The organism is Nocardia sp. NPDC050793 (genome assembly GCF_040654065.1).
GTDB lineage: Bacteria > Actinomycetota > Actinomycetes > Mycobacteriales > Mycobacteriaceae > Nocardia.
On record NZ_JBFAHG010000004.1, the window covers coordinates 224,315 to 242,482 of the forward strand.

The 18,168-nt window shown below is 68.7% G+C and carries 21 protein-coding genes; 10 read left to right on the top strand and 11 right to left on the bottom strand.

Going from position 1 to position 18,168, the window contains the following annotated elements:
* Positions 1 to 189: 189 nt before the first annotated feature.
* The gene (locus tag AB0H50_RS15565) at positions 190 to 522 is read left to right on the top strand and encodes a hypothetical protein (RefSeq protein WP_357452145.1); all 333 of its coding nucleotides are present in this window, start codon (positions 190 to 192) and stop codon (positions 520 to 522) included.
* Between the two features lie 125 nt (positions 523 to 647).
* On the opposite strand, the gene AB0H50_RS15570 is transcribed toward AB0H50_RS15565, so the two are convergent.
* From AB0H50_RS15570 to AB0H50_RS15590, 5 genes are all read right to left on the bottom strand, one after another.
* A complete protein-coding gene (locus AB0H50_RS15570) occupies positions 648 to 977 on the bottom strand; it encodes a ScnB (RefSeq protein ID WP_357452148.1) in 330 nt (109 codons plus the stop codon).
* The gene (gene scnC / locus AB0H50_RS15575; RefSeq protein ID WP_357452151.1) at positions 974 to 1,684 is read right to left on the bottom strand and encodes a thiocyanate hydrolase subunit gamma; all 711 of its coding nucleotides are present in this window, start codon (positions 1,682 to 1,684) and stop codon (positions 974 to 976) included. The genes AB0H50_RS15570 and scnC overlap by 4 nt, the downstream gene beginning before the upstream one ends.
* Complete coding sequence (locus AB0H50_RS15580) at positions 1,681 to 1,983, bottom strand: SH3-like domain-containing protein (protein ID WP_357401260.1); 303 nt, start codon at positions 1,981 to 1,983, stop codon at positions 1,681 to 1,683. Before AB0H50_RS15580 ends, scnC begins: the two co-directional genes overlap by 4 nt.
* Positions 1,980 to 2,405, bottom strand: coding sequence for a hypothetical protein (locus AB0H50_RS15585; RefSeq protein ID WP_357452154.1), 426 nt, complete (start codon positions 2,403 to 2,405; stop codon positions 1,980 to 1,982). The genes AB0H50_RS15580 and AB0H50_RS15585 overlap by 4 nt, the downstream gene beginning before the upstream one ends.
* A gap of 181 nt (positions 2,406 to 2,586) precedes the next feature.
* Positions 2,587 to 3,897 (bottom strand): Dyp-type peroxidase, encoded by a 1,311-nt coding sequence (locus AB0H50_RS15590; RefSeq protein ID WP_357452157.1) that lies wholly within the window; start codon positions 3,895 to 3,897, stop codon positions 2,587 to 2,589.
* 106 nt (positions 3,898 to 4,003) lie between these two features.
* On the opposite strand from AB0H50_RS15590, the gene AB0H50_RS15595 reads away from it, so the two are divergent.
* The 3 genes from AB0H50_RS15595 to AB0H50_RS15605 all read left to right on the top strand — a co-directional run bounded on the left by AB0H50_RS15595 (position 4,004) and on the right by AB0H50_RS15605 (position 5,422).
* On the top strand, positions 4,004 to 4,453 hold the full coding sequence (locus AB0H50_RS15595) for a MarR family winged helix-turn-helix transcriptional regulator (RefSeq protein ID WP_357452160.1): 450 nt from the start codon (positions 4,004 to 4,006) through the stop codon (positions 4,451 to 4,453).
* Between the two features lie 94 nt (positions 4,454 to 4,547).
* Entirely contained in the window at positions 4,548 to 4,997 is a 450-nt protein-coding gene (locus tag AB0H50_RS15600; protein ID WP_357452163.1) for a hypothetical protein, read from the top strand.
* A 122-nt stretch (positions 4,998 to 5,119) separates the two neighbouring features.
* A complete protein-coding gene (locus AB0H50_RS15605; RefSeq protein ID WP_357452166.1) occupies positions 5,120 to 5,422 on the top strand; it encodes a hypothetical protein in 303 nt (100 codons plus the stop codon).
* A gap of 159 nt (positions 5,423 to 5,581) precedes the next feature.
* Here AB0H50_RS15605 and AB0H50_RS15610 read toward each other — a convergent pair whose 3' ends face one another.
* Entirely contained in the window at positions 5,582 to 6,430 is an 849-nt protein-coding gene (locus AB0H50_RS15610; RefSeq protein ID WP_357452169.1) for a hypothetical protein, read from the bottom strand.
* Positions 6,431 to 6,561: 131 nt separating this feature from the next.
* On the bottom strand, positions 6,562 to 8,790 hold the full coding sequence (locus tag AB0H50_RS15615; protein WP_357453393.1) for a hypothetical protein: 2,229 nt from the start codon (positions 8,788 to 8,790) through the stop codon (positions 6,562 to 6,564).
* A 298-nt stretch (positions 8,791 to 9,088) separates the two neighbouring features.
* On the opposite strand from AB0H50_RS15615, the gene AB0H50_RS15620 reads away from it, so the two are divergent.
* The gene (locus tag AB0H50_RS15620; protein ID WP_357452172.1) at positions 9,089 to 11,350 is read left to right on the top strand and encodes an acyltransferase family protein; all 2,262 of its coding nucleotides are present in this window, start codon (positions 9,089 to 9,091) and stop codon (positions 11,348 to 11,350) included.
* 28 nt (positions 11,351 to 11,378) lie between these two features.
* Here the strand turns inward: AB0H50_RS15620 and AB0H50_RS15625 are convergent, their stop codons facing one another.
* The 4 genes from AB0H50_RS15625 to AB0H50_RS15640 all read right to left on the bottom strand — a co-directional run bounded on the left by AB0H50_RS15625 (position 11,379) and on the right by AB0H50_RS15640 (position 14,909).
* Entirely contained in the window at positions 11,379 to 11,789 is a 411-nt protein-coding gene (locus AB0H50_RS15625; protein WP_357452175.1) for an RNHCP domain-containing protein, read from the bottom strand.
* Positions 11,790 to 11,800: 11 nt separating this feature from the next.
* Positions 11,801 to 12,184 carry an RNHCP domain-containing protein gene (locus AB0H50_RS15630; protein ID WP_357452178.1) on the bottom strand — a complete coding sequence of 128 codons (384 nt, stop codon included), beginning with the start codon at positions 12,182 to 12,184 and terminating at the stop codon, positions 11,801 to 11,803.
* Between the two features lie 300 nt (positions 12,185 to 12,484).
* A complete protein-coding gene (locus AB0H50_RS15635) occupies positions 12,485 to 13,879 on the bottom strand; it encodes a serine hydrolase (RefSeq protein WP_357452181.1) in 1,395 nt (464 codons plus the stop codon).
* 31 nt (positions 13,880 to 13,910) lie between these two features.
* Positions 13,911 to 14,909 carry an alpha/beta hydrolase gene (locus AB0H50_RS15640; RefSeq protein WP_357452184.1) on the bottom strand — a complete coding sequence of 333 codons (999 nt, stop codon included), beginning with the start codon at positions 14,907 to 14,909 and terminating at the stop codon, positions 13,911 to 13,913.
* A gap of 171 nt (positions 14,910 to 15,080) precedes the next feature.
* Between AB0H50_RS15640 and AB0H50_RS15645 the strand changes: the two genes are divergently transcribed.
* The 5 genes from AB0H50_RS15645 to AB0H50_RS15665 all read left to right on the top strand — a co-directional run bounded on the left by AB0H50_RS15645 (position 15,081) and on the right by AB0H50_RS15665 (position 17,998).
* On the top strand, positions 15,081 to 15,455 hold the full coding sequence (locus tag AB0H50_RS15645) for a DoxX family protein (protein ID WP_357452186.1): 375 nt from the start codon (positions 15,081 to 15,083) through the stop codon (positions 15,453 to 15,455).
* Positions 15,446 to 15,667, top strand: a complete 222-nt coding sequence (locus AB0H50_RS15650; protein ID WP_357452189.1) for a hypothetical protein — start codon at positions 15,446 to 15,448, stop codon at positions 15,665 to 15,667. The genes AB0H50_RS15645 and AB0H50_RS15650 overlap by 10 nt, the downstream gene beginning before the upstream one ends.
* A gap of 99 nt (positions 15,668 to 15,766) precedes the next feature.
* On the top strand, positions 15,767 to 16,786 hold the full coding sequence (locus AB0H50_RS15655; RefSeq protein ID WP_357452193.1) for a GAF domain-containing protein: 1,020 nt from the start codon (positions 15,767 to 15,769) through the stop codon (positions 16,784 to 16,786).
* A gap of 337 nt (positions 16,787 to 17,123) precedes the next feature.
* A complete protein-coding gene (locus AB0H50_RS15660) occupies positions 17,124 to 17,567 on the top strand; it encodes a GyrI-like domain-containing protein (RefSeq protein WP_068051984.1) in 444 nt (147 codons plus the stop codon).
* Positions 17,564 to 17,998 carry an effector binding domain-containing protein gene (locus tag AB0H50_RS15665; protein WP_357452196.1) on the top strand — a complete coding sequence of 145 codons (435 nt, stop codon included), beginning with the start codon at positions 17,564 to 17,566 and terminating at the stop codon, positions 17,996 to 17,998. The genes AB0H50_RS15660 and AB0H50_RS15665 overlap by 4 nt, the downstream gene beginning before the upstream one ends.
* Positions 17,999 to 18,168 lie beyond the last annotated feature (170 nt).

Here is an 18,168-nt window from a genome sequence, read left to right on the forward strand (position 1 = left end):
TGACTGTAGTGGTTGTTCCAGCAACCGATGAGAGGCGAGGTCCGGCATATGTTGTCGCATAAGAAGACTGGGAAGAGGAACAAGGCCGCCAGGGTGGCGATGGCTGCTGCCGCGACGACGGCGGCCGTGCTGTCAGGGGCTGGGACGGCGTCGGCCGACGAAGGTGGGATCGTCACCACTTGCCGGGGCATGAGTCCCAACATCGTCGACTTCCCGTACTCCGGTCAGGTTGTCGTCGGGCAGTACAACTCGCCGGGGCGCGCCTACTTCACCATCCACGCGGGTGGCAGTATCTGGGGCGGGTACGGAACGCAGGTCACGCTCAACTGGACCAACCTGAACACCGGCGCTACGGGTTCGGAAACCCAGAGCGGCTCGGTAGGTTTCGTGATCGGCAACGGCAGCACCATGTATTTCAACCCGCCCACAGGTGCAGGCACGATCCGCACCGACTTCACGGTCGTCAACACCGGTTTCGTGCCCCAGACGATCACCTGCTCCGGCACCGCCGAAGTCTGGTGAACGTCTCGTTTGGTCGAAGCCAGGCGTAGACGGCTCATGCTCACGGAGAGCATGAGCCGTTTTCCTTTGCACACCCGTGCCGGGTGACGGGCGCCACGGCAGCGGAAAGAAGGAGCCGCGTCGAGCTACTCCCTGTGGAACCGGTCGCGGACGACATCCATTCGGGCCCTGAGTTCTTCGGGGCTGATGACGCCGCGGTCCATCAGTGTGTGGGCGGTGACCACCGCTGATCGGGCGCGGACGGGGAAGTCGTGGTAGATGGTTTCGCCGAGCGCGTCTTCGGCGTGGCGACGTTCGAGGTTGTCGAAAGTGCCTCGCCAGGAGAGGCATTCGCAGGTCGCCTGCATGCTCGACTCCCACGGGTCGGGCTTTCGGTCGAGTTCGGGGAGGGTGGATTCGCGGGCGGACCCGGGGGAGAGGGCGTCCAGCAGCACGTCGTAGGGTCCGCTCGTCACGGGCGGGCCTCCCCTCGCATGGCGTCCTCGACTTGGTTCGGTGGTTTCTGGGCGGTCCAGCCGACCTGCGGCAGCGCGACGCCGATCATCGTGTCGCGGGTGACGATGGCGGCGAGTTGTTCCTCGGTCCAGCCCTCGGTGCCCTCCGGCCGCATCGGCATGACCATGAAGCGGGACTTCTGATTCGAATCGTGGACGCGGACCTCGACCTCGGGCGGGAAGTGCAGGCCGAACTCGGCGAGCACCTCGCGCGGCCAACGGACAAGGCGGCGACGGTAATTGGGGGTGCGGTACCAGTCGGGCGACATGCCGAGCACGGGCCGCGGATAGCACGAGCACAGGGTGCACACGATGACGTTGTGCAGTTCGGGAGTGTTCTCCAAGACGTAGAAATAGGTGTAGTCGCTCGGCGTTCCCGAGCCCGTGGGGTCGCGCCAGTCGATGCCGATCTCTTTGCAGGTCTCGGTGCCGTCGGCGAGCAGCCGCGCCTTGAAGTCCGGGTCGAGCCACGCCTTCGCGACCAGTTTCGATCCGCCGTGCGGGCCGACCGCCTCGGCCCATTCGGCGAACCGCCGGTGGTCTTCCTGGGAGAAGAGGCCCTTCTCGATGGCGAGTTCGCGGATCGCCGTTTCCAGCACCTCGAACTCGCTGATCTCCTCGCTCGCCTGGATCGGCGCGTGCGCCCCGTGGTCGTGGGTATGACTCACTGCGAACCTTCCTCCTCTGCGGGCTCGAGCCAGCGCTCGGAGACCTCCGTCTCCAGGGTGTCGGCGTCGAAGCCGGTGTATTTGGGCCACAGATCTTTCTGGCGGAACCGCACCACGTAGAACGGCTCGACACGGCCGTCGTCGCGCCCCCACGCCTCGTCTTCCGGGATGATCCACTCCGGCCGGTATTCGACGACGACGCCGGTGCGCCCGCGGGTGTAGCTCTGGGTGCGGGTGTGGAACATCGATGTGGCGTCGCGGACCGTCACGCGATCGCCGATGCGGTACTTGCGGGTCATGCTCGCTCCTTCAGCCGGGCCCGCACCTCGTCCAACTTGGCCGACAGCTCGTCGGGGGTGATCAAGCCCTTATTGATGAGGACCTTCGCGGCGACGGTCGCCCAGCGCGCGTAGTAGGGCAGCCCGAAGTAGAGGGTCGCGCCGAGGTCGTTTTCGGCCCGCCTGCGTTCCTCGGAGTTCCACACCCCGCGCCAGCCGAGGCATTCGCAGGTGACGTAGGTGCTCATCTCCCAGGGTTCTTCGACCTTTTCCCGGTATTCGATCGGGACGTCCGGTTGGCCGCCCACGTCGTGCAGCACGTGGCGCAAGGCGTCGAACAGCTCGTTCGAGATGTCGTACGGCGAGTCGAGTGGCTTGCGGAACACCGGCGCGATGTCCGCGACCCGGTGCTGGAGCTGGTCGAACCGATTCGGTGAACTCATCATGGCTCCGTTGTTGCGGCTCCGATGTCCCCCGACGCGATGCGGCGCGCACCGGCTGAGGGCAGGCACTGGGGTGACCCCCATCACGATCGCGTAGTCAGGTTGCCAACGATACACGGCGTGTTTGCTGAGATGAAGCTGTCACGCACCGACCGGGGTCGACTTGCCCGTACTGGGGCGATCAGCTCAACAAAATGTCCGCGATCGACCTGCCCTGCGCGATGCCCGGAGGGATCGCGAAGAAGGCGCTGCCAGTGTGCTGGATGAGAGGGTTCAGGCGGTCGCCCGCGGCGAGGGCGCGCTGGGCCGCGATGAACTGCGCGGGTGGGTTGTTCATGTAGGCCGCGAACAGCAGGCCCGCGTCGAGCTGGTTGTGGCCGCCGTGCGTGTGTTCCGGGGTGCCGGGTGCGTGGGCGTGGGGTTCTTCGGTGGCGCCGGCCGCGTTCGCGAGGAGAGTGCCGTAGTCGTAGTTGTAGCTGCGGCGGAGCATGGGTATGTCGTGGACGAGGCGGACGTGCGCGGACGCCGGAATCGCGAGTTCACCGGTCGGGGAGCGGGATTCGAGGTCGACGGGATCGAATTCACGGTTTCCGTGCAGGGGTGCTCCGTCGCTGCGGCGGCGGCCTATGATGGCGTCCTGCTCGGCCAACGGAAGCTGGTCCCAGTCGGCAGTCTTCATGCGGATCTTGCGGAAGACCAGGTAGGTGCCGCCGTGCAGCCAACCGGGTTCGTCGGGGGAGTCGATCCATACGGCGCGATCGAACGCCGCCGTTCCCGATCGAGGGTTGGCGGTTCCGTCCTTGTGGCCGAACATGTTTCGTGGCGTACCGCCGTCGGCGGGGCGGGTGAGGAAGCCGTGCTGGGTCCAGCGCAGGCGACCGAGGCCGGGCATGCGCGCCCGCAGCGCGCGAAACGCGTGGCTGACGATCTGGGCGTCGTCGGCGCAGATCTGGACCAGCACGTCGCCGCCGCTCCACGCGGAATTCAATGCGTCGCCGGGGAATTCGGGGAGTGGGTGCAGGTGCCGGGGACGCTGGGTGGCGAGGCCGAAACGGTCGTCGAAGAGCGAAGGGCCGAGTCCGAAGGTGAGGGTAAGGCGGGCCGGGTCGAGATCGGTGGCGAAATCCGTGTGCGCGCTGAAACCCGGTGCGGTGCCGGGGGTTTCGGGCACCGGCTGGCCCGTGGTCAGGGCCGCGGCCGTCGCGGTCCATCCGGTCAGCAGGTCGCGGAGTGTGGCGCGATCCGGTCGCGCCACGTCGACCGAAAGGAACAGCGCGTGCGACTGGGCGGGCGTGGCGATACCGGCTTGTCTTGGACCGTGGAAGGGTTCGGTCGAGGAGGCGGGCTCGGGGCCTGGGGCGGTCGCACGTCCCGCGGCGACGCCGACGGCAGCCGCCCCGGCGGTGGCGAGGCTCGCGCCGAACAGTGCGCGGCGGGTGACGCGTCCGGCCGGTGCATCGGAATTACTACTCGCTGTAGTACTTTCGCTCATGTGGCGACAGCGTAGCGGCGCGTCAGCGATCCTTCAACAAGCCTGAAGGTGGGCGACTCCTTCACCCATGCCGCGCCGCGGGTTTGCTGTGCGCGAGACTGAAGGTGTGACCTCCGAGAAAGCCCGCCCCGGACCGCCCGTGATCAGCGCCTCCGTCATCGTGCTGACGCTCGCGCGCAAGGTGGAAACCGAACTCGGCGCCGCCCTCGCCCCGCTGGATCTCACCATCGGCAGGCTCGGGCTGCTGGGTCATATCTCCGGTGTTCCGGGTGCGTCGTTCAGTGATCTGGCGCGCATGTCGGGCATCAGCGTTCAGAGCGTGCACACCGCGGTGAAGGCGCTCGTCGCCGCCGGGCTGGTGCGCGACCGCACGGCGCGCGCCGGGTCCGCGTCGACGATCGAGTTGACGCCCAAGGGTTCTCGTCTGCTGCGTAAGGCCGAGGGGGTCCTCGCCGAGGTCGACGAGCGATTGTTCGGCGCCGAAGCCGATCCGATTCGACGCCAGATCGGCGCGGCCATCCTCGCCGCCTTCGCGAACGGAATCCCTTCGCGATGACGCGCTACGGGAGGTGATTCGGCGCACGCCCTTCAGCCTGCCTGAAGCTCTCCGGTTAGGCTTCAGTCGACCTGAAGGACGAAGGAGTCGATCGTTGAAGCATTTCCTGCTGTCGGTGCATGTGGTGGCGGCCATCGTGTTCGTCGGCGGCTCGGCCGTGGCGGCGAGTCTGTTCCCTCGGTACGCGCCGGTCGCGGCGGGTGCGACGACACGCAATCGAGCCGAACGCAGCGTCGCGGTGGCGCGGGCGCTGCACCGAGTCACCGGTACCTATGCGGCACTCGCCGTCATCGTGCCGGTCGCGGGCATCGTGCTGGCCGCCGTCCAGGGCAGGATGGGTGAAATCTGGATCATGCTGGCCATGGTGCTCACCGCTGTCGCGGGCGGGCTGCTCGCGGTGCAGATCCACCCGATGCAGCGCGACGCGCTCGCCGAACCCGACGACGGCGGGCGGCTTCGCCTCCTCGGGATGCTCGCGGGCATCTACAACCTGCTCTGGACGGTGGTCGTCGTGCTGATGATCGTCCGGCCCGGCTCGGCCTGAACTACCTCGCCGAGCGGCTGCGACCTGCGCGGTCGTCCGCGGCCGCGGCGCGCGGAAACGCTCCTCGACGCGTGTTGGCACTATGGCTTGGGGAAGTGCTCACTACGAGGAGGTAATTGGCGATGGCTCGGATTCCCACGGCGCTGTTGGCGGCCGGTGGACTCGGCGGTGGTTTCGCGCTCGCGCAGGTGACGAAGAAGCGGGAACTCGGCGGCGTGGTGTTCGCGGCGGCGACGGCGGCCGCGCTGCCCCGGTGGCGCAAGGCGGCCGGCACGGGTGGGGCCGCGGCGCTGACGGGGCTGTCGGTCGGCGCGCTGGGAGCCTCGCACCCGCTGGCCAAGAAGATCGGCGCGTGGCCGTCGGTGGCGGTGGTGTCGGGCGTGGTCGCGGTGGCCGCGTGGGCGACGGTGGACCGCCGGGTCTGATTCGGGCCGTGGCTGCGCGGCCGGGGACCGGATGCGGTTCTCGACTGCATTCTGGTGCTTCGGCCGATCACTTTCGGATCAGCACGTTTTCGCAGGGCGGGTCCGACGTCTGTCGGGCCCGCCCCGTGCGTAATGAGTTGTGTGCTAACGAAATCGAAGCTATGCGGCGGGAACCTCGCCAGGGGGCGGTGCGACGGGAGGTGCGGCGGGCAGCGGCGCGACCGAGCCTGCCACCGCGCCGACGATCGCGCCGATGCCCGCACCGACGGCGGCGAACGGGAGCGCCACCATGCCGACCGCCAGGGATCCGGCGATGATGGGCATGAAGATGAACCCGGCGGGGGCGAACGGGATCGCGACGACGAGACCGACGGCTCCGCCGATCACCGCGGCGACGGCCGCGATCGGGGAGGCCACGGCGGCGCCGGCGGCCGCGCCCAGCGTGGTGCCGCCGATGACGTTGGCCGCGACCAAGTCGGACCGCGTGCGATCGACGCCGGCCCCCTGGATCGCGCCGGACAGGCCGTTCTGCGCACCCATCGTGGCGTCGTTGATCATGCCTGCGACCTCGGGGGCGATGAAGTCGGGTCTGCCGACTTCGATGCTGCCGATGCGGATCACGTTCGTCGGCGTTCGCACGACGTCGGGGGCAGGCGCATCGGGGGCTGGCACGTCGGCGGCGGGCGCGTCCGCGTCGGGTGCGTCCGCGTCGGGTGCGACTTCGGCTTCCGCCTCCGGCGCGGGTTCGGCCGGATCCGCGACGGGCGCCGGAGCGATCGCGGGGACGACCGGCAGCGGGATCGGCAGCTGGATCGGCGCGCCGAAGACGTTCGCCCCGAGCAGGAGCGGGTCGGTGACGACACCGGCGGGCGCCGACGCACCCGGCGGGGGCGCGTCGGCCACCGCGGGCGCGGCCGTGACAACGGCCGCGGAGAGTGCGCCGACGACCAGCGTCGCCGTGCGCAGTGAGAAGGAATGGAACGGGATTACCGACTTTTCTGTGGCCATACGTTCGTCCTCATTCGGAAGGGCGGAGATTCCTACGAATCTGATTCGGAGCCGCTCCTCGATCGGATGAAACCAATTTCACGCTGCGCATGCCGCTCGGTCGGTTTTGCGGGAAAGGTCGCCTCGATCCGTCAGTTCTTCGCGTCGGCCAGCTCGGCGCCGACGGCGGGCTGTGCGACCTCCGGCGTATCGTCCAGCCGCCGACGCCCGCGCAGGTACGCCCACTGGAGGACACCGATTCCCGCCAGGCCCGCGATCGTCGTACCGATCCCGATCTGCCAGCCCGGCGGCCGCCAGTCGACGACCAGTTCGGCGTTCTGGGTGCCGGGCGGGATGTCGACGGCGAGGAAGGTGCGGGCGACGGCGAGCGTGGGAAGTTCGCGGCCGTTCAGGGTGACGGTATGGCCGGGCCAGGTGAGGCGGGAGAACACCACGCGTCCGCCCGTCGCGGAACTGACCTTCGCCCGGGTGGTGATGTCGTCGTAGGAGCCGGTCGAAGTGGCCGTGACGCCCGAGGTGTGCGCGATGGCCCCGCCGCTCGTCGAGGCCGGAGCATCTTGACGTTCCAGCACCCAGATGAAGCGTTCGTGTCCGCGGTAATCCGCCCACCGCCAGCCGGGCGGGGCCGGACGGTCGCGTGCGTCGGGGTACTGGGCGCGGTGCAGCACCACCCGGTCCACCTTCATCAGGTCGACGACCGGCACGCCGGTGGACGGCTCGTCGGCGAAGGCGCGGCGGAACGCGTCCGGGCAGGTGCTGCCGTCCCATGCCATGCAGAGCAGTCCGGCGAATCCGGTGTGGCCGATGGGCGTATAGGCGTTGACGTAGTCGAGTCCGAGCGCCTTCGCGTAGTTGCCGACAGCCAGCGATCCATATGCGCCCGCGATGTCGCGGTCCTCCGGGGCGATGATCGCCCGGTCGGCGAGTTGCAGTGTGAGACCGCCGAAATCGGGGAAGGCGGCCCGCATCTCGGAGCGCCGCTCCGGGAAGTTGTAGGACAGCGGCGTCATCGGCGCGCTCGCCACCTGTGCGAACGCGATCGGGAACATGGCGACTATGGTCAGCGCGCAGGCCGCGACGATGCCGCGCCTGCGCGCCAGCCACACCACCGCGGCGCCGAGAGCGGCCACCACGACGACCGCGAGCAGATGACGCAGCACCAGCGGCGGTGCGGCGGAGAACGATCGGATGAACAGCAACCCGATCAGCACTCCCGCCGCCACCGCGCGCTGCTTCGACGACGCGAAAGTGCCGTAGTGGCTGAGCAATACGCAAACCAGCACGAGCAGCGCGATGGCGACCATCGGCAGCACGCGCGCGGGCCAGCGCAGCGGGCCGATCGCCCCGGGGCCAGCGGTCCACATCAGCACCGCGGTCGCGAAGATCGCGATGCCGCTGAACTCCCGCACGGAGCGGCGCGCCGCCCGCCAGTCGACGAAGGCGAGCGCGGGAACGAGGAACCACGCGATGTAGACCATCGGCAGCGGCTGCACGTGACCCCACCACGCGGTGAACGCCGGTGTGGTGCTCGGCAGGCTGGCGTTGAGCGATTCCGACCAGGGGACGGTAAGGAAGGGATCGTTGTGGATCTCCGCGCTGCCGCGCCAGGTGACCTGCGAGGAGAGGATTCCGGACAGGTTCGCGATCGCCGCGGTCAGCGCCGCGCAGCCAGCGGCGAGCGTCAGCCGCACGGCCGGGGCCCAGTGCTTCTGGTAGACGATCTCGCCCGCCGCGACGGCGGCGATCACGAGCGCGGATTCCACGGCGGGGAAGGCGTATTGGACGGTGAGCGTGAGGTAGAGGAACACGAATACCGGAATGGGTCCGCTGCGCCCGCGCGCGTAGTTCACCGCGGAGGCCCAGGCGTGCACCATCCACGCGGTCGCGACGTGCGGGGTGAACCAGCTCGCCTCGTCGAAGAACAGGAACCAGCCGCTGAGCGGGAACGCCACGCCCGCGACCGCGGCCCACGGCGCGCGGGCGCCGTAGGCGAGGCAGATCCGGAACACGCCGAGGCCCGCGATGATCGAGAAGACGAGCTTCACCAAGGTCGCGTAGAGGGCGAGGTTGTCCATCGAGGGCGCGATCAGGAAGACCAGCAGCTGGGGCGGGTTGTATAGCCCGGCCTCCTCGAGCGTGTAGTTGCCCGCCATCCATTCGTGCGGGATGAGGACCGGTAGTCGACCCTCCCGCAGCTGGTTTCCGAGCGCCACCCACATAGGTGCGTACTGCGCCTCGGTATCGTCCGTGTAGTAGTGACGCGGATCGGCCAGCAGCACCGCCAGATATCCGGCGATCACTCCGAGCGAGGTAACCGCCCCCCATTTCAGTCCTGCTCGGCGCGATGAGGCCGCCGCGATTGTGCTCACAAGGGGCGGAGCGTATTAGCACCGAATGAACGACGCAAGAACCGATCGGTGACATTTGCTGGCTTCTTCGGCCGCTATGTCCGGTTGGATTTCGCTTCTCCGCACGTGATAAGAGGGTTGTCATGTCATGTTCACCGTCTGTCCACCGCGCGGACATCAAGGGTCGCTGCGCGCGGGCCCCGCGTCGGTCGATGGTGCGATGAGGACGCCGGAGGAGGAGTCGTCCGAGTCCGCCGACAGGCGGGGCGCCGGTTCGATCACCGCCCCCGCGAGGCCTAAGCGGTGGTTCATGCGAGCGGCGCAGCCGGACGGAGCCGGTCTTCAGCCGGAACGCAGGTACAAGGAAAAGGCGCGGCCGCACGAAGTCCGGGAACAGCCCGGCGCACGGCTGGAACGTGGGCAAGCGGAACGGGCTCGGCCGCACGGAATCCGGCAACAGCCCGGGCCGTGGCCGGAACACGAGCAAGCGGAACGGGCGCAGTCGGACGAAGCCCGTCATCGGCTCGGCGCACGGCCGGAGCGGAGTCGCGGGTACGCCTACCGGCACGACCTCGACGGTCTACGCGGCATCGCGATTGCCCTGGTCGTGGTGTTCCACATCTGGCTCGGCCGGGTCTCCGGCGGCGTGGACGTGTTCCTCGTCCTCTCTGGCTTCTTCTTCACCGGCTCACTGCTGCGACGCGCGGAGTCGACCGGCGCGGTCGCGCTCGCCGCCACGGCGCGACGGCTCGGCAGGCGGCTGTTGCCCGCGCTGGTGCTCGTGCTGGCCGTCGTCGCGGTCGCGACGGTGCTGATCCGCCCGTACACGCAGTGGACGGAGGCGGCCGCGCAGACGCTGGCTTCGCTGCTGTACTACCAGAACTGGTATCTGGCGCTGTCCTGGTCGGACTACCTGGCCGCCGACCCGTCGGTGAGTCCGTTGCAGCACCTGTGGTCGATGTCGGTGCAGGGGCAGTTCTATCTGGTCGCACTGGCCGGAATCGCGTTGCTGGTGGCCGTCCTTCGCCGGTTCGGCCGCGCGTCCGCGCTGCGGCCGACGGTGGCGGTCGTGCTCGGCGCGCTCGCGGCCGCCTCGTTCCTCTATGCCGCGCGAGGCGTGCAACTGCACCAGGGCTGGAACTACTACGACAGCCTGGCCCGGGCGTGGGAACTGCTCGCGGGAGGGCTGCTCGCGGTGCTCGCACCGAAACTGGCGGTGCCGCGGCTGTTTCGGGTGCTGTTCGGGGTGGTCGGTGCGGTCGCCATGTCGGCCTGCGGCTGGCTGACCAACGGCGCCAACGAGTTTCCCGGGCCCGCGGCATTGATTCCGGTCGGCGCGGCCGTGGCCCTGATCCTGTCGGGCGCGGGTCTGCCGACCGGTGGACAGCCGCTGCCCAACCGATTGCTCGCGGCGGCGCCGATGGTCCGGCTCGGCGAAGTCGCCTACGCGCTGTACCTGTGGCACTGGCCGATCCTGATCTTCGTGCTCGCCGAACGCGGCACCCCGACGGCGGGCATCGAAGGTGGGCTCGCGGTGCTCGCGGTCTCGTTCGCGCTGGCGTACCTGACCCATCGCTTCGTCGAGCAGCCGCTGCGGACCGGCGCGGACACGAGCCGATCCGGCTATCCCCGCCGCGCGGGCCGGATCGTCGTGGCCGTCGGCGCGGCGATACTCGCAGTGGCGGTCGGTGCGCAGGTGGTGACCAGAATCCTGCCGCCGCAGGCGGTCGCGTACCTGGATCCGGTGCGGTACCCCGGCGCCGAGGCGCTGGCGGCGGGCGCGGCCGTGCCCCGGGCCGAGATGCGTCCGACGGTCTTCGAGGCGCCCGCCGACGCCGCCTATCCGTCGCGGGACAAGTGCATCGCGGACTGGGACACCCGCGAGGTGATCACCTGCACCTACGGCGATACCGGCGCGGAACGCACCGTCGCGGTGGTCGGCAGCTCGCACGCCGAGCACTGGGTGCCCGCGCTGGACATGCTCGCCCGCGAACACGGCTTCCGCATCACGGTGTATTTGAAGATGGGCTGTCCGCTGACCGTGGCGGCCGAACCGATGTACAAGGGTGAGGCGATTCCTGACTGCCGCGACTGGTCGGCGGAGGTGATCGACCGCCTCGGCGTCGACCGGCCGCAGTGGGTGTTCACCACCGGCACCCGCCCGCGCGACCGAACCGGGGACGAGACCCCGACGGATTACCTCGAGGTCTGGTCCCGGCTGGCCGAACACGGACTCAACGTGCTCGCCGTCCGCGACACGCCGTGGCTGCGCCGAGACGGCATCCGCTACCGCGCCATCGACTGCCTTGCCCAGAACGGCGACGGCACGACCTGCGGCATGCGCCGGGTCGACGCGCTCGACGAGGTGAATCCCGCCGCCGAGCCCGCCGCGTCCTTCCCGAACGTGTTCCCGCTGGACCTGACCGACGCCGTGTGCACGCCGGAGGTCTGCCCGGTGATCGAGGGCAACATTCTCGTCTATCACGACGAGCACCACCTCACCGCCAGTTATTCGCGATCGCTGGCTCCCGAGCTCGGTCGCCAGTTGGCGCCGATTCTCGGCTGGTGGTGAGCCGGGGCCGGTTGTCCGGCCCCGGCTGTCAGAGCGCCAGCAGCGCGCGCCTGCCCAATCGCGGATCGGCCAACGGCCGCACCGCGATGCGCATCAGGGCGAGTGCGTTGTCGTCGCCCGCGATGCGGTTCGCCTTCAGTGCGCCGCAGGCGGCGCACTGGTGCACGAGCAGCCACTCGCCGTCGTCGCGGGCCGTGAGGCTGACCGCGGACATCCGCCCGCCGCACGAGGAGGCCCGGTCGCCGGGGATCCTGCCGTCGACGTGGCGACTGGACAGGCAGTGCGGGCAGTGATTGCGATGCGCCGTGCCCGGTGCGACGACGGACACCGCCATGCGGCAGCCGACACAGCGGAAGGCGTCGCCGGATTCGCCGCCCCGCCCGTGCAGTACGTTCTTGCGGCGTTGCGCCCGAGCGGTTTTCGACTTTCTTCGCGGCATCTCGCACCCGCCTACATGTCGCCGAAGACTTCGAGCGGGAAGGGCGGTTCCGCGAGCGGACGCACCGCCAGCCGCATCAGGATCAGCTGGTTGTCGTCGCCGCACACCGGGTGCAGCGACAGCTCCTGGCAGCGGGTACAGCGGTGCACCACTGCCCAGGAACCGTTGCGCTGCACCGCGATCGACAGCGGGACCATCCGGCCAAGGCAGTCGGACGCGCCGCCGTCGACGTGATCGACGGTGTGCTGCGAGTTGAGGCAGCTCGGGCAATGGTTGCGTCGGCTGTCGTCCGGCGCGAGCACGGCCACCACGAGGCCGCAGCGTACGCAGGTGAAGGTGCCGGTCCGTAGCGCGGGGCTCGGACCGCGATGGGTCGAGATATTGGGGTCGGACACCCGGATTCTCCTTACTCCTTGGCTGTGTGAAGAGCAGCGGGAGCAGGCCGAGTGCGCCTCGAAAGGATCAGTGACGGTTGGCTTTATCGGCGTGGCCGGGATTTCGGGCCACGCCTCGAGGCGCCCTCGGCGCGAGCCGGGTCATACATCGTCCTCCTTCTCGGCTACCTGTTCGGCCGAGTCTGGTCGGCGCGGAGGGAACTGTAGTGCCGCGCTCGCGGCGGAGCCACCGATTATTCGCGGGCGATCGTCGAGCGTCTCTGTCCCTCGATGTCGCGAGCCGGCATGGGATCGCCGTGCTCAGCGTGGCGCGTTCCCCAGGGCGGCGACCGCGGCGGAGATCTGCCCGGCGACGTCGAGAATCAGCCGGAACACATCATCGGGGATCGGTTTTCCGTTGCACCACAGCACATTGCATTCCGTCGACGCGTACGGTCCGACGCCGAGCAGGACGGCGGCGACGGTGAGCGGGTCGATGAGTTTGCCGAGATCCTCGGCGGTGCGCACCAGCGGCTGGTTCGGATCCTGGACGGCGTAGGGATCCTCATAGGCCAGGGCGGGCCCATCGACGACCGCGGCGCTCACCCTGCGGAACAGTTCCTTGTTGTCGGGGTTGCTGGTTCCGGTGAGCACGCCGGTCGGGTTGCCCGGCTCGAACCGGGAGGGCACGCCGAGGCGGACGATCACCAGGTCGCGGCTCGGCACCACAGTGAGGAACTGGCCGAGCGCCCCGGAGAAGGCGTAGGTGTCGCGCGGCGACCCGACGAACACCGGATGCGAATACAGCTGGGCGACAGGCACGTTCACGCCGCGATAGGTGTCACCGGCATTGAGCCACCACAGGAATCCGTAGCCGCCGTTGGCTTCCGTCGGCGCTGCGGCTTGGCGGATGTAGTCCGGATCGATGAGCGGCCGGTCTTCCCATCGACCTTCTTGCAGCAGCAGCCTCCCGATCCGGGCCAGATCGGCGGGCCGCATCGCGAGACCGCCGTTGACGGCGGTGTTTCCGCTGCGGTCGCGCAGCCAGATCCAGTTGTCTCGGTCGATGCCGAGCGGGCCCATGACTTCTCGCTGCACGAAGTCCTGGAAGTCTGCGCCGGTGGTGATCTCGATGATCTTCGGCAGCAGCGCGAGCACGTTCTGGGCGTACTGGAAGGTGCTGCCCGGCTCGTGATCGAGCGGCGCGGCGAGTGTTTGCAACACCGAGTCGGTGGACAGACCGGCGATGTCGGCTGGCCAGCTGAAGTGGATGCCGGTGGTCTGGTTGAGCACCTGACGCACCGTGATGCCCGCGTGCGCGGCGTCGGCCTGTGGGAAGAACATGCCGAGCGGGTCGTCGAGACCGAAGTAGCCCATGGTCACGGCGCGTCCGACAGCCACCGACGCGACGCCTTTGCTGCCGCTGGCCAGCGGCATCGGCACGTTGCCCGTCGGCGTGTGGTCGCCGACCAGGCAGCCGTGCCGGTAGATCTGCACCGCGTGCGAGCCGGTCCGCGCGCCCAGTTCCACCGCGTCGGACACCGCCGCCGGGTCCATCCCGACGTCGGCGGCGTCCCGTCGTTCCGGAGCCTGACCCGCCGCGGGCTCGGCGCAAACCGCCTGGGGCGCGGCCGTGGCGGCGGGCGAGAGTAGCGCCGTCGTGACGAGCACGGTGGCGCCGAGTCCGGTCGCCCATGCGTTGCGACGGAAGAGCATGGTGAATTTCCCTCTGCGGTGCGATGTTCGGTCAGTCCAGTGCGTCGGCACGGGCATTGCGGTGGACGCTGAAGTAGGTCTGGTCGGCGGGCAGGCGCCAGTCCGGTCCGGTGAACCAGCTCGCCGCCTCGGCGTCGCCGAGCGCCAGGTACCGCAGCCAGGCGATGGCGGCGCCCGCCGCGCGGTAGTGCTCGATGCCGTCCACGGGTGAGAAATGGGTGACGCCACGGGCATTCGCGATCCAAGCCGGTGCCGCCATCAGGTCGTACTGCCACCAGCGCACCCACGCGAAGTCCGGAACGACGAAATCGTTGTAGCCGGTGAGGAACAGCGTCGGAACGGTGACCGTTGTGCCGAGCGCGAGCGGCCCGGGTTCGATGGCGAGCACCCCGGCCACTCGCAGCGCGGGATCGATCAGCGGTGCGGCGGGCGGGAAGACCGTGGCTGCTTGCAGTGCGGCTTGGCCGCCCGCCGAGTGGCCGCCGAACACAGTGCGGCCCAGGTCGATCCGGCCGAAGAGCGGCGAGCTCGGATCGCGGTTCGCGAGCACTGCCACCGCGACGCCGAGGGCGGGCACATAGGCAAGCGAGTTGAAGAAGTCGTACGGGACGACCACCACGAAGCCCTGTTCGGCGAAGCGCTTCGCGAGCGTGTCGTACATCCCGGGGTTGGCGTTGATGCCGGGCGTGAACACCAGCAGCGGCGCGCTCGGGAGTTCGGTGATGTCGGCGGGGTAGTAGGTGTTCACGCCGATCGGTGACTGCAATCCGTATGGAAAGGCTTGGGTGCACGTGAGATCCGCGGTGTTGCCGAACAGGTGCACACCGATGTGGGCGACCATGCCCGCGATCGATTCTTGGCACGGGTTGGTCCGCACGGCGGTGGCCACGGGGTGCGGACCCGGCTTGTTGTAGATCTCCTGCGCGGTGAGTGCGTCCTCGGCACGGCCGGTGGCGTGCGAAGCCAACAATGTCGCGGCGGCGATCAGCAGCGCGACGGCCGCGCGGCGCGGGCCGCTCGTCCTCGTCATCGAGGTCCCCCTACGTGCTCGGGTCAACCGACCGGCAAGCTGTGGAACTGGGCGGTCTCAGATGGTGACTGTAGCGCAGGAGTGTTCCACGACACAATCGCTTCGGCGCGTACGCTCTGGGGAGCACTTGGCTCCACGTGAAGGAACTTCATTCCAGACGAGGGACGGGCCATGAACATCGCACTGTGGATCGTCGCGGGATTGCTGGCGGCGGTGTATTTCGCCGCGGGACTGGCGAAGCTCGCGCAACCGTACGAGAAGCTCACCGCGAATCCGAATATGAGCTGGGCCAAAGACTTTTCGCCGGGCATGGTGCGCATGATCGGGACCGTCGAGCTGCTCGGCGCGGCCGGTCTGATTCTGCCCCGCGCCACCGGTATCGCCGCGGTGCTGACGCCGCTGTCCGCGCTCGGGCTCGCCGTTCTCCAGGGCGGTGCGATGGTGGTGCACTATCGCCGCGGCGAGACGAAGAACTTGCCGATCAACCTGGTGCTGCTGCTCCTCGCGCTCTTCGTCGCCGTCGGCCGCTTCGTCGAGTGGGTCTGAGCCAGGCGGCGTGCTCGACGCGGCGCTGGGTCCGACCGCGCGCGACGGCGGCGCTCGACGGCGCGATGCTGGGGCTCGACGGCGCGGCGCTGGGGCTTGGCCGCGCGACGCTGGGGCTTGACCGCGCGACGCTGGGGCTCGACCGCGCGACGCTGGGGCTCAACTGTGCGCCGCGCCGCGCGATATACCTCGTCCGCTCGGGTGACCGTTAGAGTCGGTGTCGGGGCGATGGGCCGTGGGGATCCGGCTCGTTGGTGAGAGCGAAACAGCAGGGAGTTACAGACCACCGAATTACGTGAGGGGGAGGACGTATGTGGTTTCTCGTCGATACGGCGGAGCCGGACAAGGTGATTCGGCACGTGCCGAAGGAGGGGATGGCGCGGGCGCGTTCGCTGCATCGGGCGATACGGCCCGCCGGGCTGGCGGCGGCGGCCGAAGCGGTCATCGCGCAGGCGATCGAGAGCGGGCGGCGGTGCGAACGCACGGTGCTGCTGCGCGGCGAAGCGCATCGGGTACTGGCGATTCCGGTGCCGGGGCCGGACGGAGCGCCGCTCGCCGTGCGGCTGTGGGCGGGCGCGTCGCGCATCGAGCCGCCCGACCCGCCTGCCGTGGACGCGTTCGTGTGGGACAGCCGTCAGTGGATGTTGCGCAATCACGGCGGGGGCGGCGGACCGGTACTGCCCGAGGGACATCCGCTGCTGCACGGCGCGTGGTTCCTGTCGCGGGTCATCGAATGCGAGGACCGGGATCGGCTGATGACCGCGGCGCTGGATCCGCGGCCCGGTGTCGCCTGGCGCGGGCCCATGCAGGTGCGCACCCCGGACGATCGCACCGCGCGGGTGTTCGGTTTCCTGCGCTATCACGCCGAAGGCGCCCTGCGCGGTCTGCTGCTCGAGGTGGCGGCCGACCGCGCTCCCGGGCTGGTGCCCGCGACCTACCGCGACGACGCGGCCATCGCGCTGCTCGGCGGCACCACCGCGCTGATCGACGCCGAGACCATGCAGATCATCGAGTGGCTGACCCCGCCGCTCGGCGACATCGCCTGGCGTCACCACCCGGCTTCGCGCGGCATCGATCCGGACGATGACGGCCGCGAATTCACTTTGGCCACTACCCATCTCGTGCACCCCGACGACGTGGACGGCTACCTCGGCGCACTGCGCGCGCTGGCCGAGCGGCGCAGTGCGCGAACCAGGGTGGCGGTGCGGCTGCTGACGTTGCGCCGGGACTGGCAACCCGTCGAGCTGTACGGTGCGAGACTGCCCCGCGGCCTGCCGCGATTCCTGATCTGCCTGATCCGGCCGGTCGGCTCGGATCCGGTGCCCGAGTAGGGAAACCGGGCGTGGTTCGGTCGGAGGGCGACGGGGCGGGCGGCACGACACTGTCGCGCGCCCCTGGGGGTGGCTCGAACGTTGCTGTTGGTTCGCTGCGGGTTTGTCGACACCACGGGCCCGGAAGCGTTCCGGTGCGATGTCGAGGCGGATATCGGTGGCGCATCGCGCTCGGCGACCCCCGTCTTGCAGGACATCTGTCCAGTTCAGCGCGCACATCCGGCCCGGCGGCCGGTAGGGCATGTGATCGTTGACACCCGGATCATGTTGATAGCATGGCGTTTCTAGCCGACCGGATGCGGGCGGGCCCCCGGATGCACCTCGAGAGAGTCTTTCCATGCAGTTTGAAATCGTCGAGCGGGATGAGACGTGGGTTGCCGGATTGCCGGTGCGCAGCCCGAAGCGTGCCCTCGGAAAACTGCGTGACCACGATTTGGAGGCAGCCTGGGCGGCCGTGCTGCATCAGGAGCTCGGCGGCCCGCTGGCCAGCGCCTATACCGATTACACCGGGGAACTCGGCACGTACAACACCCAGATCGTCGGATATCAGTGCGGATCCTTCGCCGAAGTGACTCGTGGCCATCTCGTGGCCCGCCTGCCGCGCGGCAGTTACGCGAAGTTCTCTTCGGTCGGTAATTTTCCGCAGGTGATGACCGATCTCTGGACGCAGATCGCTTACGCCGAGGAACACAATCAGATCAAGCGGACCTATACCGGTGATTTCGAGTGCTATCCGCACGCGTACAAGATCGATCTCTACCTGGCGGTCGATCCCCGATGACCTATGCGATCGTCGTCCGCAACGAGGCGCTCTACGGCGGACTGGTGGTGCCGAGGGTGCGGCCGAGCTTCAAGGTCAGCAACAGCGATCTGATCGAGTTCCTGAAGGATCGGTTGCGCGACCGCGGCGCCGCGGATCAGCCGATGTACACCGTGTACGTGCCCGATCCGGCCGGAAACTACAACGCGATGGTGTGCTTCGAGTATCTCGATCCGGCCGATGTGCCGGTCGGCGATTTACTCGTACGGGTACCGAAGGGCGTCTACGCTCGTTTCGCACCGAACGGTGACTATCACGATCCGGTGGAGGACGTGTGGGCCCAGGTGGACGACGCGACCGCGTCCGCCGAGATCACTCGCGCCTATCGGGAGGAGATCGAGGTCTGGCGCGGGCCCGAGGCGGTCGAGCTGTTCATCTCCATCCTTGTTTGATAGCTACAGGTTAACTACACGTGAACCGACTGGTCTCTATCTTCTAAGTTAGGAATACCTTGCAGCCTTTGACCTGCGGGTATTTCGGGGATCACGATCAGTTTTCGGGATATTAACCAGACGCCTGGTCAATTCCTGCCGGATGACGGATACTGCCCTAGGCAAACTCT

Bases quoted from the DNA above. Each gene is read 5' to 3' on its own strand.
- AB0H50_RS15565 (WP_357452145.1), top strand. From the start codon at position 190: ATGAGTCCCAACATCGTCGACTTCCCGTACTCCGGTCAGGTTGTCGTC.
- AB0H50_RS15580 (WP_357401260.1), bottom strand. From the start codon at position 1,983: ATGACCCGCAAGTACCGCATCGGCGATCGCGTGACGGTCCGCGACGCC.
- AB0H50_RS15585 (WP_357452154.1), bottom strand. From the start codon at position 2,405: ATGAGTTCACCGAATCGGTTCGACCAGCTCCAGCACCGGGTCGCGGAC.
- AB0H50_RS15590 (WP_357452157.1), bottom strand. From the start codon at position 3,897: ATGAGCGAAAGTACTACAGCGAGTAGTAATTCCGATGCACCGGCCGGA.
- AB0H50_RS15605 (WP_357452166.1), top strand. From the start codon at position 5,120: ATGGCTCGGATTCCCACGGCGCTGTTGGCGGCCGGTGGACTCGGCGGT.
- AB0H50_RS15610 (WP_357452169.1), bottom strand. From the start codon at position 6,430: ATGGCCACAGAAAAGTCGGTAATCCCGTTCCATTCCTTCTCACTGCGC.
- AB0H50_RS15620 (WP_357452172.1), top strand. From the start codon at position 9,089: ATGCGAGCGGCGCAGCCGGACGGAGCCGGTCTTCAGCCGGAACGCAGG.
- AB0H50_RS15625 (WP_357452175.1), bottom strand. From the start codon at position 11,789: ATGCCGCGAAGAAAGTCGAAAACCGCTCGGGCGCAACGCCGCAAGAAC.
- AB0H50_RS15635 (WP_357452181.1), bottom strand. From the start codon at position 13,879: ATGCTCTTCCGTCGCAACGCATGGGCGACCGGACTCGGCGCCACCGTG.
- AB0H50_RS15640 (WP_357452184.1), bottom strand. From the start codon at position 14,909: ATGACGAGGACGAGCGGCCCGCGCCGCGCGGCCGTCGCGCTGCTGATC.
- AB0H50_RS15645 (WP_357452186.1), top strand. From the start codon at position 15,081: ATGAACATCGCACTGTGGATCGTCGCGGGATTGCTGGCGGCGGTGTAT.
- AB0H50_RS15655 (WP_357452193.1), top strand. From the start codon at position 15,767: ATGTGGTTTCTCGTCGATACGGCGGAGCCGGACAAGGTGATTCGGCAC.
- AB0H50_RS15660 (WP_068051984.1), top strand. From the start codon at position 17,124: ATGCAGTTTGAAATCGTCGAGCGGGATGAGACGTGGGTTGCCGGATTG.
- AB0H50_RS15665 (WP_357452196.1), top strand. From the start codon at position 17,564: ATGACCTATGCGATCGTCGTCCGCAACGAGGCGCTCTACGGCGGACTG.